We start from the raw sequence: 15,479 nt of genomic DNA on the forward strand, positions 1-15,479 counted from the left end.
GGCCGGGTATCAGGCATTGGGCGACGTTCGCGAGGTGGCGTGAGCGAGTTGCTCTTCCACATAGTCATAGGCCAGTTGTCGCGCTCGGTCGACGTCTATCCCCTGTGGTGCGAGCGCGCCGCGTAGCCAGAGTCCATCGATCATGGCGGCCAGGCCGCGTGCCGCCTGCTGTGCGTCGGGCCTGGGCAGGCAGCGGCGAAAATGGTGACAGATGTTCGAATACAGTCGCCGATCGTTGACGCGTTGCAAGCGCTGCAGGTTGGCGCGGTGCATGCTGACCGACCAGAATGCCAGCCAGGTCTTCATGACGATCTTGTCGACCTGACTGCGGTCGAAGTTACCGTCGATGATGGCATGCAAGTGCTCGCGTGGAGACGTGACGTCATCTCGAGCGCGGCGCTGGGCGACGGCATTGCCGAGATCCCAGAGGATCTGGCGCATGGTCGATTCGAGCAATCCGTCCTTGCCGCCGAAATAGTGACTGATGATGCCCGCCGAGACACCGGCACGCTTGGCGATTCGTGCGATGGTGGCATCTGCCAGGCCGACATCGTCGATGGCTTCGAGTGTCGCTTGAATGAGCTGGCGGCGACGAATGGGTTGCATACCGAGTTTGGGCACCGAGCATTCTCCTCTGCTGACGTGCGTGGCGACTTGGCGGCCCTTCACGTGCTATCCCATGTCAGGCGTATTATGGAATGTTTTTTTTGAACGTTCAATCAATAAAAAATCTGCTATCTTTCCTATGGTAAATGAAATCCATAGTGGAAAAGAATCACCGAATTCATTTAGCATAAAAAAACGTTATTGAATTGTCATTCAATGATTACACCAACATCAACGCAAGGGAGAGTCCTATGCCTAACAAGATGTCATTGATCGCGTTCTTGGGCGGCGCCACGCTGTTTTCACCCATGGCCATGGCGAATGCGCCGGAAAGCTGCCAGCCGGTTCGCTTTGCAGAAGTCGGTTGGACCGACATCACCGCCACTACCGCCTTGACCCGCGAGGTGCTCGAGGCCCTCAACTACGAAACGACGTCCGATACCGTCTCCGTGCCTGTCGCCTACGCTGGAATGAAAAACGGCGACTTCGATGTGTTCCTGGGCAACTGGATGCCGTCGATGGCGTCGATCAGCGACGAATATATCGAGAAGGGGCAGGTCGATCGTCTGGGGGCCAACCTGGAAGGAGCCAAGTATACGTTGGCGGTGCCGCAATACGTGTATGATGCCGGCGTCACCTCGGTCAAGGATCTGGACGACCATGCGGCCAAGTTCGGTAGCAACTTGTATGGCATCGAGGCAGGCAACGACGGCAACCTGATCATCCAGCAGATGATCGATGATGATGCCTTCGGTCTCGGCGACTGGAGCCTGGTCGATTCCTCTGAATCGGGCATGCTCGCCGAACTCAACGCCAGGACACAGGACAAGGAGTGGATGGTGTTCCTGGGCTGGGAGCCGCATCCGATGAACACCAATTACGATATCGCCTACTTGAAAGGTGCCGATGACTATTTCGGTCCCAACCTGGGGGGTGCCACCGTGTATACCAATACACGAGGAGGCTATGCCGAGGCGTGCCCGAATGTCGGTCAGCTGCTCAATAACTTGCGTTTCACGCTGCCCATGGAAAACACGATCATGGGCGAGATCATGGATGGTGGCCAAGACCCGCGTGATGCGGCGCGTACCTGGCTGCAGAACAATCCTTCCGTGCTCGACGAGTGGCTCAAGGGTGTCTCGACCGCCGATGGCAAGCCCGGCTTGAAAGCCGTGAAGAAAGAATTGGGTATCGATAGCTAAACGCACGTTTCGCGTACGCCATGGGCTTGCCAATCGGCAAGCCCATGTGCATAATTCGCTCCCGTCGCAAGCGATCCACCGTGCGACACGTGGCTACGTAGCTCAGTTGGTTAGAGCACATCACTCATAATGATGGGGTCCCCTGTTCGAGTCAGGGCGTAGCCACCACTTCCTTCCTTTCGCGGTTTTCCTCCCCGGTGTCATTTTGCGTCAGGCGTCGTTCCGCATTCCTTTCGGTTGCGCTCCTGGGATTGCACTCCTCGGTTGTCTTCGTCGTGCATGAGGCATGTACAGGCCATTGTTTCGCAACGGGATTGTTCGAGGCTTGCGGCGTCTTTTCCGGGAAGGAATTGACTTTCAGCCTTGACGCTGGCGATCGAATCCGTATACTACGTCGCGTGCTCCGGCATCGTTCCCCGATAGCTCAGTTGGTAGAGCAAATGACTGTTAATCATTGGGTCGCAGGTTCGAGTCCTGCTCGGGGAGCCAATACCGGATCGCGCTCGGCGATCCCCGATAGCTCAGTTGGTAGAGCAAATGACTGTTAATCATTGGGTCGCAGGTTCGAGTCCTGCTCGGGGAGCCAACTTCCCGCCGAGTGACATCGCTGATATTCCCCGATAGCTCAGTTGGTAGAGCAAATGACTGTTAATCATTGGGTCACAGGTTCGAGTCCTGTTCGGGGAGCCAAGCGACGTTGCATGCCTCTTTAACGCGCATTGTTGATCGTCTCGATCATCCCTGTCTCTTGCGCCGTTGCGTTCTTCTGCAGTGATATCATCAGGCGTCTCATTTCCGGATCGTGGAAAAAGTCTTCCAGCTGTGTCGCCCGCGTTGCACCGATACCTGAGTACGCCTGCCAGGCGGTGTGTGTCCATCGCATGAGTTCACTGATGTCATGTTGTGTCAGTACGGCCTCGAGCGCCTCCTGCGGGATGGCGGGCAGCCCCAGCGCGCGAAGCCAGCGGCGTGGAGAGCGGCCAGTGGCCGCGGCGAAGTGACGTTGCCAATGCTGTGCGGTCAGGGCCCCGACACCAGGTAATGCCTCGAGATGCCGGGTATTCAACCGGCGCCAGTCGAGTAGTCCCTCGATGAGCCCGGCATCGACCAACTGGCGCCAGGTGGCAGGGCCAATGCCGTCGAAGTCCAGCCCCTCGTCGCTACCCAGCCACTCGAGTCGCGCCAGGAATTGATCGCGGCATCCCGGCGCCAAATGTAGACATGACAGGCGATCGTAACGCTCCGGGTCGGGTGCCGCGACCGGTGGGCGTGGCTGTGTGCGTATGACGACGTCCTGAAGTTGCGGGATGGTCAGCCCTGCCAGGCGCAGCCTGACTTGATCGCCGGGGCGGACGTCCGTGCGTCGCCAGTGCGCCAGGGATCCGAGGCTGACGCGGGTCACGCGCTTGTCCCCCAGGACGACCGGTTCCAGCTCGGCGACGACCGTGATGCGTCCGGTACGGCCCACCGTGAAGTCGAGAGCATCGACGTGTGCGATCGCCAACTGAGCAGGATACTTCCACGCCATCGCCCACTCGGGCGGCGAGGCATCCCATTCGTGCCCGCCGGGGCGGTCGCCACGCTTGACCACGACCCCATCGGTGGCGAAGGGAAGTGTGTGGTGGTACAAGTATTTGCGCCACCGTGCGACGTCATCGAGGGTGTCGACGGGGTGGGTGGTGTCGCCAACATGGTCGAATCCCCAGTCGGTCAGCGTGGCAAGACGCGCTGGCATGGTGGCAGGACCGTCGGGCCAGGCCCACGCGAAAAAACCGATCGCGTCGCCTTGGTGGCGGGTCAAGGTGCTGCGTGACATGAGACCGGCAATGCGTGCGCGAGCGCCATGGGTACCGTCTCGCGACTGCTGGTGATCTTCCAGTCGCGCGTAGAGCTCGCCTTGCAGCGTGACGTGAGATGGCGCGTTGTCGGGGAGGCGTCGCGGAATCGCCGCGATGTGTCTGGCGTTGGTATACCAGTCCTGACCGGTTATGCCATCGCCGCGGCTGATGGCCGCGACCAGTCGTGAGTGCCGGTACACCAACGTGACGGCGACACCGTCGACCTTGGGCTGTATCCACAATGGGTGGCCTGCTTGCTGCGATATCCAACGTGCGACGGCGGCGCGGTCGGGTAACTTGGTGACCCCTGTCTGCGGGATTGGGTGGTGTCGTGATCCGCTGGGTTCATGCAAGACGACACGCTTAGCGACCAATGATGGAAAGCAGCGAGCCCAGCGAGCGAGTTGACGCTTGGCGGAATCGTAGCTGCCATCGTCGATCAGGCGTCGTCCCTGGTGATAGTAGGCCTGGTCCCAACGTGCGAGCTTAGCGCTGAGTGCTTGGTAAGTCGTTTGCAGGTTGTGGGGTGGCCGTGATGGGCACGTCGACGCCGATACCGGCGTGCCCATGGTGAGAACATAGGCAACCAGGCCCCATAGGAGCCAGTGGCTCGATATCGAGGGCATGCCGAGAGGTAGCCATAAGGCAAGACGGTAGGAAGGGCAAAAGGCTGGCATGAGGCTTTCAATCTCGCATCTAAATTATAGATATTTAATTTAGATAATGAGTATAAAAAAGGCCAGCCTATTTCGCCATGTCTTGCCGCCGGCGTGAGCCGGCGGCGCGACATTTACTGCGTTTTCTTCAGTTGCGCATAGTCGAGCAGGATGTTCGCGGCTTCGAGGATTTGCGCGCGATCGATAGGTTCGTCTTCTTCCTTGTCCTGGCCAGGGCCATCGCTCTCTCGGGCATCGGCCCAGTCCTCGAGCTGGTCGAGTCCTAGTGCCTTGCGGCGTTGGTTCTCCAGCGAGAGTTGTTCGGCTTCCTGGGCTTCCATCTCCCGCTTGCGCTGCTCGCGATTCAGGCTGATGCTGGTCTGCTGCTCCTTGAGCTGCTTGGCCAGGGCTGCCTCGCGCTTGAGGTAGACGAAGTTGGGATTCTGCTTGGCACGTTTTTCATGCCGTTTTCGCAAGGTATCGAGATAACGCTGTGGCTCACCGTATTGGCGATACTGCACAGGGCGTACCCGGTCCCAGGGAAGCGCATTATCGAGTGCGCTTTCTCCGATATCGTCCTTGTCGATCAGGCTGGGGAACTTGATATCAGGCGTAACGCCCCGCAATTGGGTGCTTTCACCGGTGATGCGATAGAACTTGGCACGGGTCAACTTGATTTGACCATGGCTGAGATCGCTGAGCGTCTGAACGGTCCCTTTGCCGAAGGTCTGGGTGCCTACCACTAGGCCGCGGCCGTAGTCCTGGATCGCGCCGGCAAAGATTTCCGAGGCGGATGCCGAAAGACGGTTGACCAGTACGGTCAGCGGTCCGTCGTAGCGTGTGCCTTGATCGGAGTCGCCATAGAGATTGATGCGGCCACGGGCGTCGCGCACCTGAACGGTAGGACCTCTGTCGATGAACAACCCAATCAGCGAGTTGGCTTCCTGCAGGGCACCGCCGCCATTGCTGCGCAGATCCAGGACGATGCCCTCGACGTTCTCTGCCTTGAGCTTTTCGATCTCCTTGGCGACGTCACGCGTGCTGCTGCGGTAATCGCTGTCACCGGCCTGCCAGGCATCGAAGTCGACATAAAAGGTAGGTACATCGATGACGCCGACCTTATGCTTCTCGCCATCGCGGGTCACGGTCACGACCTCGCTGCTGGCAGCTTGATCTTCGAGTTTGACGGTGTCGCGGGTGATGCGGACCGTGTGCGTGCGCGTCACATCGACAGCCTTGGCGGGGATGACCTCGAGGCGAACGGTGGAGCCTTTGGGACTGCGGATCAGGTCGACGACCTCATCCAGGCGCATGCCCACGACATTGACCATTTCGCCATTCTCGCCTTGGCCTACCGCGACGATGCGGTCGGCGGGTTCCAGGGCATTGCCCTTGTCGGCGGGACCACCGGGGACCAGGCTGGCTACCTTGACGTATTCGCCTTCGGTCTGTAACAGGGCGCCGATCCCCTCGAGCGAAAGCTTCATCTGGATATCGAAGGATTCACTCTGCCTGGGCGACAGGTATTCGGTATGCGGGTCGATGGTGCCGGTGACGGCATTCATGAAGAATACCAGAACGTCCTCGGCGTTGGTTTGTTCGATGCGCGAGAGCTGGTTTTCGTAACGCTCGCGCAGCGTCTTGGCGATATGCTGGGTGTCATCCTTCTCAGTGGAGCTAAGCGATTGAATTAGAGCGGCATTCTTGAGGCGCTTCTGCCAAAGCTGGTCAAGCGCTGCCTGGCTTCTTGCCCATGCTTCGTCCTCACGGTTCAGTGCCAGTCGCTCGTTGCCCTTGTAATCGAAGTCGATGCCGTCTGCCAGGCGGTCGATCAGCCAGTTGAGGCGTGCTTTCAGGCGTTCCTGGTAGCGGGCGTAAAGTGCATAGACGCGTTCCAGTTCTCCCTCGTCGAGGGCCTCATCGAAGGAAGTCTTGAGATCTTGGAAGTCCTTTACGTCATCGCGCAGTAGGTAGGCACGTTGTGGGTCGAGTACATCGAGATAGCGCTGAAACGCTCTCGATGACCACTCATCGTCCAGATTGATGTCGGCGTAATGTCCATATCGCAGCGATTCAGCAACTTCCGTCGCCGCTTGCCGCTGTAGATCGGTGGGTGTCGGGGCATTGGCCAATGCCGGGGCACACACCACCAGCCACAGTGACAAGATCGCCGCGCGCCGAGCGGCTGCAAACAGGCTCATTAATCAAGCACTCCCGGTTTCATGTACACTCTCGTTCCTAGGGCCTGTTGACGTTTCAGCGCGAACCGCGTAGCTGCGCCAAATGGCGCCAGGCAAGGCGCGGGATGCAGAGAAGGGTGGCTCCCTTTTCCAATCCCGCAACGCCGCATGGCGCCATTTGCCGCGCAACCCGAAGGGCCGGGCCGGTTTTTGCACGGTGCTGCGTTATTCGTCGTTCATTTGGAATGACCAAACTACGCTCCTCACGCCTTGCCCCGCACAAAAAATGGCTCCGGCGCGGCCGTGCATGAAATGTCAACAGGCCCTAGATTGCCGGCTCATTGAGTTGAGTTTTCTCAGACCGGACTGGCATTGTAGCAGTCTGTATCATCCGTCACAGATACTTCTCCGAGGAAGGCCATGGCTCACGCCCCCACTCTTGATCGCTTGTTACATTTTCTCGAACGTTCCCCTACGCCCTGGCATGCCGTCGACAACATGGCCAGGCGACTCGATCAGGCGGGATACCGGCGTCTCGACGAAACCCGGCCGTGGCAATTGGCGCCCGGTGAGCGTTTTTACGTCACGCGCAATGATTCGTCGTTGATCGCCATGCAGGTGCCGGAAAAGGAACTGGGCGGTTTGCGCATGATCGGGTCGCATACCGACAGTCCTGGGCTGCGACTCAAGCCTCATCCGGCAGTATCGGGCAGCGACTGGCTCCAATTAAGCGTCGAAGTCTATGGCGGGGCGCTCTTGGCGCCTTGGTTCGACCGGGATCTGGGCTTGGCCGGGCGCGTCCATGTACGACGTGAGGATGGGCGACTGCAAGGCGTATTATTGCATGTTGATCGCCCCGTCGCGATCATTCCCAGCTTGGCGATTCATCTCGATCGAGAGGCCAACAATGGACGTACCCTGAACGCCCAGACGCAGATGCTGCCCGTCATGCTGCAGGGCGGGGGAGAAGCCGACCTGGAAAAATGGCTCAAGCGTTGGCTGTATGAGCAGCATGGCCTGGAAAACGTCCAGCTGATGGATCATGAGCTCGCTCTCTACGACATGCAGCGGCCATCGCGTGTGGGGATCGAGGGCGAGCTGATCGCCGGCGCGCGCCTCGATAACCTGCTGTCGTGTTTCATGGGGATCGAAGCGATGCTCAACAGTGATGGGCGGCAAGGTGCGGTATTCGTCGCCAATGACCATGAGGAAGTCGGCAGCGCTAGTGCGTGCGGTGCCCAAGGCCCCTTCCTGGGGGACGTGTTGCGTCGCGTGCATGCGCTACTGGGCGAGGGCGGCGAAGACGGCTGGGTGCGTCTGATTCAGGGCTCGCGCATGATCTCTTGCGACAATGCGCACGCGTTGCATCCCAACTTCCCCGATAAGCATGATGCCCACCACGGACCGACCATCAACGGTGGTCCGGTGATCAAGGTCAATGCCAATCAACGCTATGCCACCAACAGCGCCACGGCGGCCATGTTTCGGGATATCTGCCGCGAGGTGGGCACGCCGGTGCAGACTTTCGTGACGCGTGCCGACATGGGCTGCGGCAGCACCATTGGGCCGATCACCGCCACCGAGCTCGGGGTGCCGACGCTGGATGTCGGGGTGCCGCAATGGGGCATGCACTCGATTCGCGAAACCGCTGGCAGCCGCGACGCCGACCACTTGATCCGGGCGTTGACGGCCTATGTGAACCGCGTCGAGCTGAGCTGATCTCCGCGGTCGAATACGAAAAAAGCCCGCCGACATGAATGTGTCAGCGGGCTTTTTAGATGCTGGTGGCTACGCCCTGACTCGAACAGGGGACCCCATCATTATGAGTGATGTGCTCTAACCAACTGAGCTACGTAGCCGTTCAGTGCGGGCGTATACTACGTATAACTCCCTGATGTGTCAACTGTTAGTCGCCACTAAGCCGTCCGGCGACCGCGGATGCTGCTAGACATTGAATCGGAAGTGCACGACGTCTCCATCGACGACGATGTACTCCTTGCCTTCCAGGCGCCATTTTCCTGCATCCTTGGCGCCTTGCTCGCCGCCTAGCGTCACGAAGTCGTCATAACCGACGACCTCGGCGCGTATGAAGCCTTTCTGGAAGTCGGTATGGATCGCGCCGGCGGCCTCCGGGGCGGTGGCGCCTTGCTTGACGGTCCAGGCGCGCACTTCCTTCACGCCGGCGGTGAAGTAGGTCTGCAGCCCGAGCAGGTCATAGCCGGCGCGAATGACGCGGTCCAGGCCGGGCTCTTCCATGCCCATCTCCTCGAGGAAGACGCTGCGCTCTTCTTCGTCGAGTTCGGCGATTTCGGCCTCGATCTGGTTGCACACCGGTACCACTACGGCACCTTCCTCGCGCGCAATGTCGTTGACGACATCGAGATAGGGGTTGTTCTCGAAGCCGTCTTCGTTGACGTTGGCGATATACATGGTGGGCTTCAGGGTCAAGAAGCCGAAGCTCTTGAGCTGGCGGGTCTCGTCCGCGTCGAGGCCGAAGCTGCGCAGTGGCTGGCCCTCGGCGAGATGCGGCTGGATGCGGTCGAGAATGGCCTTGGTGGCCATGGCATCCTTGTCGCCGCCCTTGACCACGCGCGCCAGGCGCTGGATGGCGCGTTCCACGGTATCCAGGTCGGCGAGGGCGAGTTCGAGATTGATGGTCTCGATATCGGCACGCGGATCGACCTGATTGGCGACGTGGATGACGTTGTCATTGTCGAAGCAGCGCACGACGTGCGCGATCGCCTGGGTTTCGCGGATATTGGCCAGGAACTGGTTGCCCAGGCCTTCGCCTTTGGAGGCCCCGGCCACCAGGCCGGCGATATCCACGAATTCCATGGTCGTCGGGATCACCTTTTCGGGCTTGACGATCGCCGCAAGTTTATCCAGACGAGGGTCGGGCATGGGGACGATGCCGACATTGGGCTCGATGGTGCAGAAAGGGAAGTTTTCGGCGTCGATTCCCGACTTGGTCAAGGCATTGAACAGCGTGGATTTGCCGACATTGGGAAGGCCGACGATACCGCAATTGAAACCCATGTGATCTTCCTGAATCGTATGCGAAAAGGCGTGATGAACGTGGCCTGCATTCTACCCGGCAGAGGGGCATTGGGCCATGGGCGAGACACGGTCGTCGCGCAAGGCGGATGCGATCAGGCGTTGAAGCTGTGCAAGCGGTTCATGGCGCCTGCCCAGTTACCGTCAAGAACGTCGGGAAGGGTTCGCAGGCATTCGTCGATGGCGGCATCGATGGCGATACGTTCCGCCTTGCCGGGACGTCCCAGGACGTAATTGACCACTTGCTTGGCCGAGCCGGGGTGGCCGACGCCGATGCGCAAGCGGTGGAAGGACTTGTCGTTGCCCAGTGCGCTGGCGGTATCGCGCAGGCCGTTGTGGCCGCCGTGGCCACCGCCGTGCTTGTAGCGTGCGGTGCCGGGCGCGATATCCAGTTCGTCGTGGGCGATGAGGAGTTCCTCGGGCGTGAGCTTGAAGAACTGACAAAGCGCGGCGACAGCCTTGCCGCTGCGGTTCATGTAGGTGCTGGGCACCAGCAAGTGAACGTCGTGACCGGCGTAGCGAACCTTGGCGTACTGGCCAAGGAACTTGCGCTCGGCACGCAGCGGCGTCAGGCTGTCCCGCGCCAGGGCCTCGACGACCCAGGCGCCCGCATTGTGTCGCGTGGCATCATAGTCCGCACCTGGATTGCCCAGGCCGATAATCGCTTTGACGTCACTCATGCGGGCACCTGGGAAGACCGATTACTCGGACTTCTCGCCGTCTTCGTCGGTGGCTTCTTCGTCGCCTTCCTCGTCACCCTCGGTGCCGGTGTCGGCACGGGTCACGCTGACCACGCCGAAGTCGTGTTCCTCGCCATGGCTCAAGGCCACGAGGGAAACGCCATCCGGCAGCGGCAGGTCGGACAGATGCAACGTCTCGCCCAGCCCCAGGTTGGTGACGTCGACTTCGAGGTACTCGGGCAGCTTGCCGGGCAAGCAGCTGATCTCGACGTCGTTGGCCAGTACGTGCAGCACGCCGTCTTCATCCTTGACGCCCTTGCAGGCTTCTTCACCGTTGATGTGAAGCGGGACGTTCATGGTGATTTCGTGCGTGGCATCGACGCGCATGAAGTCGGCATGCGTGACCAGCGCCTTGTAAGGGTGGCGCTGAATGTCACGGATGATGACCTGCTCCGGCTTGCCTTCGAGGTCGATGGTGATCACCGACGAAAAGAAGGCTTCATCTTCGATGGCCTTGTAGAAAGCGGACTTCTCGAGGGTGATCGGCTGCGGCGTCTTGCTGCCACCGTAGATGATGGCGGCAACTTGCTTGTTCTCACGACGCAGGCGGCGGCTCGCACCTTTCCCCAGGTCGTGACGAACCTCGGCGGATAGAGTGAATTGGGACATTGCTTGTCACCTCATAGGTTATGAAAGGAAAGCGGCATCGCCCGCGACCAGGCGATGCCGATTCCGTGAGGGCCTCGCGGCCCGCGTATCCGTGCATGTTCCTGGTGGCGTATCGCCTCAGTGGAACATGGCACTGACGGATTCTTCGTTACTGACGCGGCGAATCGCTTCCGCGATCAAGCCGGCCACCGACAGCTGGCGAATTCTGCCGCTGCGTGATGCCGACTCGGAAAGCGGAATGGTATCGGCCACGACGAGCTCGTCAAGTACCGAGCCGACGATATTGTCGACGGCCGGCCCGGACAGAATGGGGTGCGTGGCGTAGGCGACCACGCGACGCGCTCCATGGTCCTTGAGCGCTTCCGCCGCCTTGCACAGGGTGCCGGCGGTATCGACCATGTCGTCGACGACGACACAAGTGCGATCCTGGATTTCACCGATGATATGCATGACCTGGGCTTGGTTGGCCTGTGGGCGGCGCTTATCGATGATCGCCAGGTCGGCATTGAGCTGCTTGGCAATGGCGCGGGCGCGCACGACGCCACCGACATCCGGAGACACCACGACGAGATCGTCGTAGTTCTGGCGCTCGATATCATCGAGCAGGATTGGCGAGCCATAGACGTTATCGACGGGAACGTCGAAAAAGCCCTGAATCTGATCGGCATGCAGATCCATGGTCATGACGCGGTCGACGCCGGCCTTGACCATCATGTCGGCGACCAGCTTGGCCGAGATCGGCACGCGTGCAGAGCGCACGCGGCGATCCTGGCGGGCATAACCGAAGTACGGAACGACGGCGGTGATTCGTGTGGCGGAGGCACGACGCAGTGCATCCACCATGAGAATCAACTCCATCAGGTTGTCGTTGGTCGGTGCGCAGGTGGACTGCAATACGAAAACATCCTTGCCGCGAACGTTTTCATTGATCTCGACCGCGATTTCACCATCGCTGAATTGACCGACGGTTGCATGGCCCAGCCGGTTGTCGAGGCTTTCGGCCACCTTGCGGGCGAGTTCGGGATTGGCATTTCCCGCGAACACCATCAATTTAGACACGCGCAGCCACCTTTGGAGTCTTTGGGGATCTCGGAGTGGGATTCGTCGGGCGCTCTGAGAAATTGGCTGGGGTACCAGGATTCGAACCTGGGAATGTCGGTACCAGAAACCGGTGCCTTACCACTTGGCGATACCCCAGCAACACGTCGGCTCGTTGTTTCCTGCGCTGTATTGCCACATAGAACCACGATGCCGAGTTCAGGCGTCCCCGTTTAGCTCTTCACTGACATTTCATCATGAATGTCGAGAGCGTCATGGAGGGGAGAAATGTTGCAGCCGCGTGCCTTGAATGCATGCCAATGGCTATCAACACGGCGCAATATTCTATCGGCTTGCTGCTCACTCATCAAGGGACAGAATACACAGCTACCTGTTCCCGTCAGCATGGCTGGGCCGAAAGCCGATAGCCAGTCAAGCGCATGCGCAACCTTCAGCGACAGGCGTTTGACCGCCGCTTCGCAGTCGTTGCGCCAGAGGCGTCCCTGTTCGGCTTCCCCTCGCAGTGCGCGCGCCATACTAATGGGCGGGGTGTTGCGTGTCAATTCGGGATGGCCGAACACGGCGGGCGTTGAGATTTCTTCTCCCGGGTGAATGACCACGAACCAGGGTGTTGCGAGCGTCACGGGTGTCAGGCGTTCGCCAATGCCTTCTGCCCAGGCACTATGGCCGTATATGAAGACCGGCACATCGGCGCCCAGCGAAAGGCCCAGCTCGGCCAGGCGGGGAAGGCCCGCCGACAGTGACCAGAGCCGGTCTAATGCGAGCAGGGTGGTCGCCGCATCCGAGCTTCCGCCGCCCAAGCCGCCACCCAAGGGAAGGCGTTTATCAAGGTGGATGTCGGCCCCCTGCGTGGTGCCGCTCTCGTGTTGCAGAAGGCGGGCGGCGCGCACGATCAGGTTGGCGTCGTGGTCGATGCCTTTCATCGCCGGATGCAGGCGGATGATGCCGTCTTCGCGTGGCGCGAAGGCGAGCGTGTCGCCATGGTCGAGAAACTGGAACAGCGTCTGCAGTTCGTGATAACCGTCGGCGCGGCGGCCGACGATATGCAGCATGCGGTTGAGCTTGGCGGGGGCAGGCAGGCTTAGGCGTGCATTCATGAGTCGGTCATGGGGTTCCATTGAGTGACCACGAGCGTTGCGCGCAGGTCGCCGTAGGTCATGACCAGGCGGCGCGGGAGCCACAGGTCGTCGGTGTGCGTCCAGTCACGGTACTCGATCGTCCAGCCGAGTTGTTGCAGACGCTGGGGGAATCCCAGGTCGTCATGTTCGAGTCGTTTGCGGGTGTCGGGGGCCGGCAAGCCGCGAACCCAGTAATCGAGTGCGGAAATGGGCAATGACCAGCCGAGTTGCTGTTCCATCAAGGCTTCTGGCGTCTGTGCCTCGAAGCGTCCTTCGCTGCTGATCAATGTCACATTCCCGGGCCCTCCTCTCAGCAGAGTCCGTCCGGCGCCGAAGGGGCCGCTGATCAAGATGCGATAGGTGTCGGGACGCTGCTGCCAGTCGATATTGGCGCTTTTGGCGCCTTCATGGGTGCGCAGTCCAACCTTGCCGGCGATGCTCCAGGCTTCAAGTGCCCGTAGGCGTTCGGTCTGCGTGTCCCAGTCGCCGCGATCACGCGACTGATCGGGGCTGGTCGTCTGGCTGGCGCATCCCGACAGTAGCACGAGGAGCAGCAGCACGTGCCAGGCATGGGGGGCGGCGTGAGCTTGGCGAAGACGCCATGAGAGTTGGCGGATCATGAGTCGGCTTCCGTGTCGTGAGGTGAATCAACGGCGTCCGATGCCGTGTCGTCAGGCGCGAGCTCGGGCTGGCGACGCAGCAGCGCGTCGATGAGCGGGTGCGGAGAAAAGCGGCGTTGCGCGTCCTCTATCAGCTCACGTGCCTGATCGTGCCGTCCGGTGGCGGCGAGCACTTCGGCGAGATGGGCGGCAATTTCCTGGCCGGGTTGGCCGCGGTAGGCCTCGCGCAAATACGGTAGTGCTTCTTGCGCGCGACCGAGATGAAAATACACCCAACCCAGACTGTCGAGGATCGCAGGGCTGTCAGGTTCGAGGCGGTAGGCCTTTTCGATCAGCGGGAGGGCTTCCCGGTGACGCCCCATGTCGTTGCTCAGCGTATACCCGAGGGCATTGAGCGCTTCGGCATTATTGGGCTCGCGCTCGATGATCGCCTTAAGGTCGGCTTCCATGGTCTCAAGGTCGCCTTGTTGGTAGGCACGCATGGCGTGCTGGAAACGCAGCGCGGTGGACGCGGGCGTCTTGGCGATGGCCGTGTCGAGAAGTTCGTTGGCGCGCTCTTGTTTGCCTTGAGCGTCGAGGATGTCGATTTCGAGGCGCAGCAACGCAATGCGCTGGTCGGGATGGCGAAGCCGCTCGATGCGCAGAAACTCGCTGGCATCCTGTGGCCGTTGTGCTCGAATCAGCATCTTGGCCGCCTGCGCGCGCGCTTCGATGAAGCCGTCGCCACTCGGGACCTGGCGATAATAAAGCAGGGCGTTATCGATGTCGCCGGCCTGCTCGGCGATGCGGCCCAGCATCAGGTAGGCGGCCGTCGGTGTGTCATCGCGGTCGAGCAGGGGCAGCAGAATGCGCCGGGCGCCATCGGGATACGCCGCGTCGAGATACATCTGGGCGAGTGCCAGGCGTAGCGGTGCCGTGTCGTCATAGCGTGAGAGCAAGCGCTTGACGTCTTCGTCGGCGGCCTCGAGGTTACCGGCGGCGAGATGAATCTGCGCCTGCGTCAGGCGCAGGCGGCTATCATGGGGGAATCGCGCGAGCCCCTGGCGGGTATAGCGCCGGGCTTCATCCAGCGCCCCATCGTGCAGTGCGATCGTGCTGCGCGTCAGCCACACCTCGGCGGGTGCCTCAGGTGCTTTGGCGAGGCGAGCGAGCCGGGCGTCGGCCACGGCGGTATCACCGTTCGCTGCTTCGAGCTGGGCGGTGGCCAGTTGGGCATCGAGGTCCTCGGGATGGCGTTCGACGAACGCATGCAGGCGTTTCAAGAGAGGAGTGATATCAGCATCTTGTGCGATCGCCTGTTCGGCGAGCGCGGCAAGCTCTGCCTCGGATTCCTGATCGGCCACTTTCAAGCGTTGTGCCAAGGCGGTTTCCCAGTCACCGCGCTGCACCGCGAGACTGGCAAGGATATGCCGCGGCGTAGTGGCCTCTTTGTCGAGCCGTTGCCAGCGCAACGCGGTGCGTTCAAGCAATGCGCTGTCGTCGGCGTAACGGGCCGCCAGGGTTGCGCGCTCGGCCAGGGCGGGCGATGCATAGCGTTGGTTGACATCGAGATAGCCTTCGGCAGCGCGGCGGTAATCGCCCCGCTGGCCCGCGAACTCGGCAAGCAGCAACGACGCAAGGCTGTCGGCATCGAAACCGCTGGTCACCGCTGGCGCGTTTTTCATGGGATCATCGAGCAGGATGGCGTCGGGCGATGTCGGAGCGTTTTGGCAGCCCGTCAGCAGCAACGCCAGGACGGAGGCCAGGGTCAAGCGTGTGCGCATGCCATCCTCGAGTTTGCGTTTGAAGGCCTCAGCA

General features: G+C 60.8%; 12 protein-coding genes and 6 tRNA genes. 6 read left to right on the forward strand and 12 right to left on the reverse strand.

The window, feature by feature from the left end; all coding sequences use genetic code 11:
- Positions 1-9: 9 nt before the first annotated feature.
- Entirely contained in the window at positions 10-621 is a 612-nt protein-coding gene (gene betI, locus C8E00_RS01770) for a transcriptional regulator BetI (RefSeq protein WP_208291854.1), read from the reverse strand.
- A gap of 293 nt (positions 622-914) precedes the next feature.
- On the opposite strand from betI, the gene C8E00_RS01775 reads away from it, so the two are divergent.
- The 5 genes from C8E00_RS01775 (at position 915) to C8E00_RS01795 (ending at position 2,498) form a co-directional block, all read left to right on the forward strand.
- Positions 915-1,808, forward strand: coding sequence for a choline ABC transporter substrate-binding protein (locus tag C8E00_RS01775; RefSeq protein WP_424948534.1), 894 nt, complete (start codon positions 915-917; stop codon positions 1,806-1,808).
- Between the two features lie 91 nt (positions 1,809-1,899).
- Positions 1,900-1,976: transfer RNA gene (locus C8E00_RS01780), tRNA-Met, on the forward strand.
- A 245-nt stretch (positions 1,977-2,221) separates the two neighbouring features.
- Positions 2,222-2,297 (forward strand) — tRNA-Asn (locus tag C8E00_RS01785).
- A 21-nt stretch (positions 2,298-2,318) separates the two neighbouring features.
- A tRNA-Asn gene (locus C8E00_RS01790) sits at positions 2,319-2,394 on the forward strand.
- A gap of 28 nt (positions 2,395-2,422) precedes the next feature.
- Positions 2,423-2,498: transfer RNA gene (locus tag C8E00_RS01795), tRNA-Asn, on the forward strand.
- 19 nt (positions 2,499-2,517) lie between these two features.
- Here the strand turns inward: C8E00_RS01795 and ligB are convergent.
- Positions 2,518-4,323 (reverse strand): NAD-dependent DNA ligase LigB, encoded by a 1,806-nt coding sequence (gene ligB / locus C8E00_RS01800; RefSeq protein ID WP_243833081.1) that lies wholly within the window; start codon positions 4,321-4,323, stop codon positions 2,518-2,520.
- 113 nt (positions 4,324-4,436) lie between these two features.
- Positions 4,437-6,503 carry a carboxy terminal-processing peptidase gene (locus C8E00_RS01805; protein ID WP_133693799.1) on the reverse strand — a complete coding sequence of 689 codons (2,067 nt, stop codon included), beginning with the start codon at positions 6,501-6,503 and terminating at the stop codon, positions 4,437-4,439.
- A 399-nt stretch (positions 6,504-6,902) separates the two neighbouring features.
- Here C8E00_RS01805 and C8E00_RS01810 point away from each other — a divergent pair, with 399 nt between their 5' ends.
- Positions 6,903-8,201 (forward strand): M18 family aminopeptidase, encoded by a 1,299-nt coding sequence (locus tag C8E00_RS01810; protein WP_133693801.1) that lies wholly within the window; start codon positions 6,903-6,905, stop codon positions 8,199-8,201.
- A 63-nt stretch (positions 8,202-8,264) separates the two neighbouring features.
- On the opposite strand, the gene C8E00_RS01815 is transcribed toward C8E00_RS01810, so the two are convergent.
- The 9 genes from C8E00_RS01815 to C8E00_RS01855 all read right to left on the reverse strand — a co-directional run bounded on the left by C8E00_RS01815 (position 8,265) and on the right by C8E00_RS01855 (position 15,445).
- Positions 8,265-8,341 (reverse strand) — tRNA-Met (locus tag C8E00_RS01815).
- An 85-nt stretch (positions 8,342-8,426) separates the two neighbouring features.
- Positions 8,427-9,518 carry a redox-regulated ATPase YchF gene (gene ychF, locus C8E00_RS01820; RefSeq protein WP_133693803.1) on the reverse strand — a complete coding sequence of 364 codons (1,092 nt, stop codon included), beginning with the start codon at positions 9,516-9,518 and terminating at the stop codon, positions 8,427-8,429.
- Between the two features lie 113 nt (positions 9,519-9,631).
- Complete coding sequence (pth, locus tag C8E00_RS01825; protein ID WP_133693806.1) at positions 9,632-10,216, reverse strand: aminoacyl-tRNA hydrolase; 585 nt, start codon at positions 10,214-10,216, stop codon at positions 9,632-9,634.
- A 21-nt stretch (positions 10,217-10,237) separates the two neighbouring features.
- Positions 10,238-10,885, reverse strand: coding sequence for a 50S ribosomal protein L25/general stress protein Ctc (locus tag C8E00_RS01830; protein ID WP_133693808.1), 648 nt, complete (start codon positions 10,883-10,885; stop codon positions 10,238-10,240).
- A 117-nt stretch (positions 10,886-11,002) separates the two neighbouring features.
- Positions 11,003-11,944, reverse strand: coding sequence for a ribose-phosphate pyrophosphokinase (locus C8E00_RS01835; protein ID WP_208291855.1), 942 nt, complete (start codon positions 11,942-11,944; stop codon positions 11,003-11,005).
- Positions 11,945-12,007: 63 nt separating this feature from the next.
- Positions 12,008-12,082: transfer RNA gene (locus C8E00_RS01840), tRNA-Gln, on the reverse strand.
- Positions 12,083-12,156: 74 nt separating this feature from the next.
- The gene (ispE, locus tag C8E00_RS01845; RefSeq protein ID WP_133693810.1) at positions 12,157-13,041 is read right to left on the reverse strand and encodes a 4-(cytidine 5'-diphospho)-2-C-methyl-D-erythritol kinase; all 885 of its coding nucleotides are present in this window, start codon (positions 13,039-13,041) and stop codon (positions 12,157-12,159) included.
- Positions 13,038-13,682, reverse strand: a complete 645-nt coding sequence (lolB, locus tag C8E00_RS01850; protein ID WP_133693813.1) for a lipoprotein insertase outer membrane protein LolB — start codon at positions 13,680-13,682, stop codon at positions 13,038-13,040. The genes ispE and lolB overlap by 4 nt, the downstream gene beginning before the upstream one ends.
- Entirely contained in the window at positions 13,679-15,445 is a 1,767-nt protein-coding gene (locus tag C8E00_RS01855) for a tetratricopeptide repeat protein (RefSeq protein ID WP_133693815.1), read from the reverse strand. The genes lolB and C8E00_RS01855 overlap by 4 nt, the downstream gene beginning before the upstream one ends.
- Between the last annotated feature and the right edge of the window lie 34 nt (positions 15,446-15,479).

Source organism: Chromohalobacter marismortui, from assembly GCF_004364315.1.
Taxonomy (GTDB): domain Bacteria; phylum Pseudomonadota; class Gammaproteobacteria; order Pseudomonadales; family Halomonadaceae; genus Chromohalobacter; species Chromohalobacter marismortui.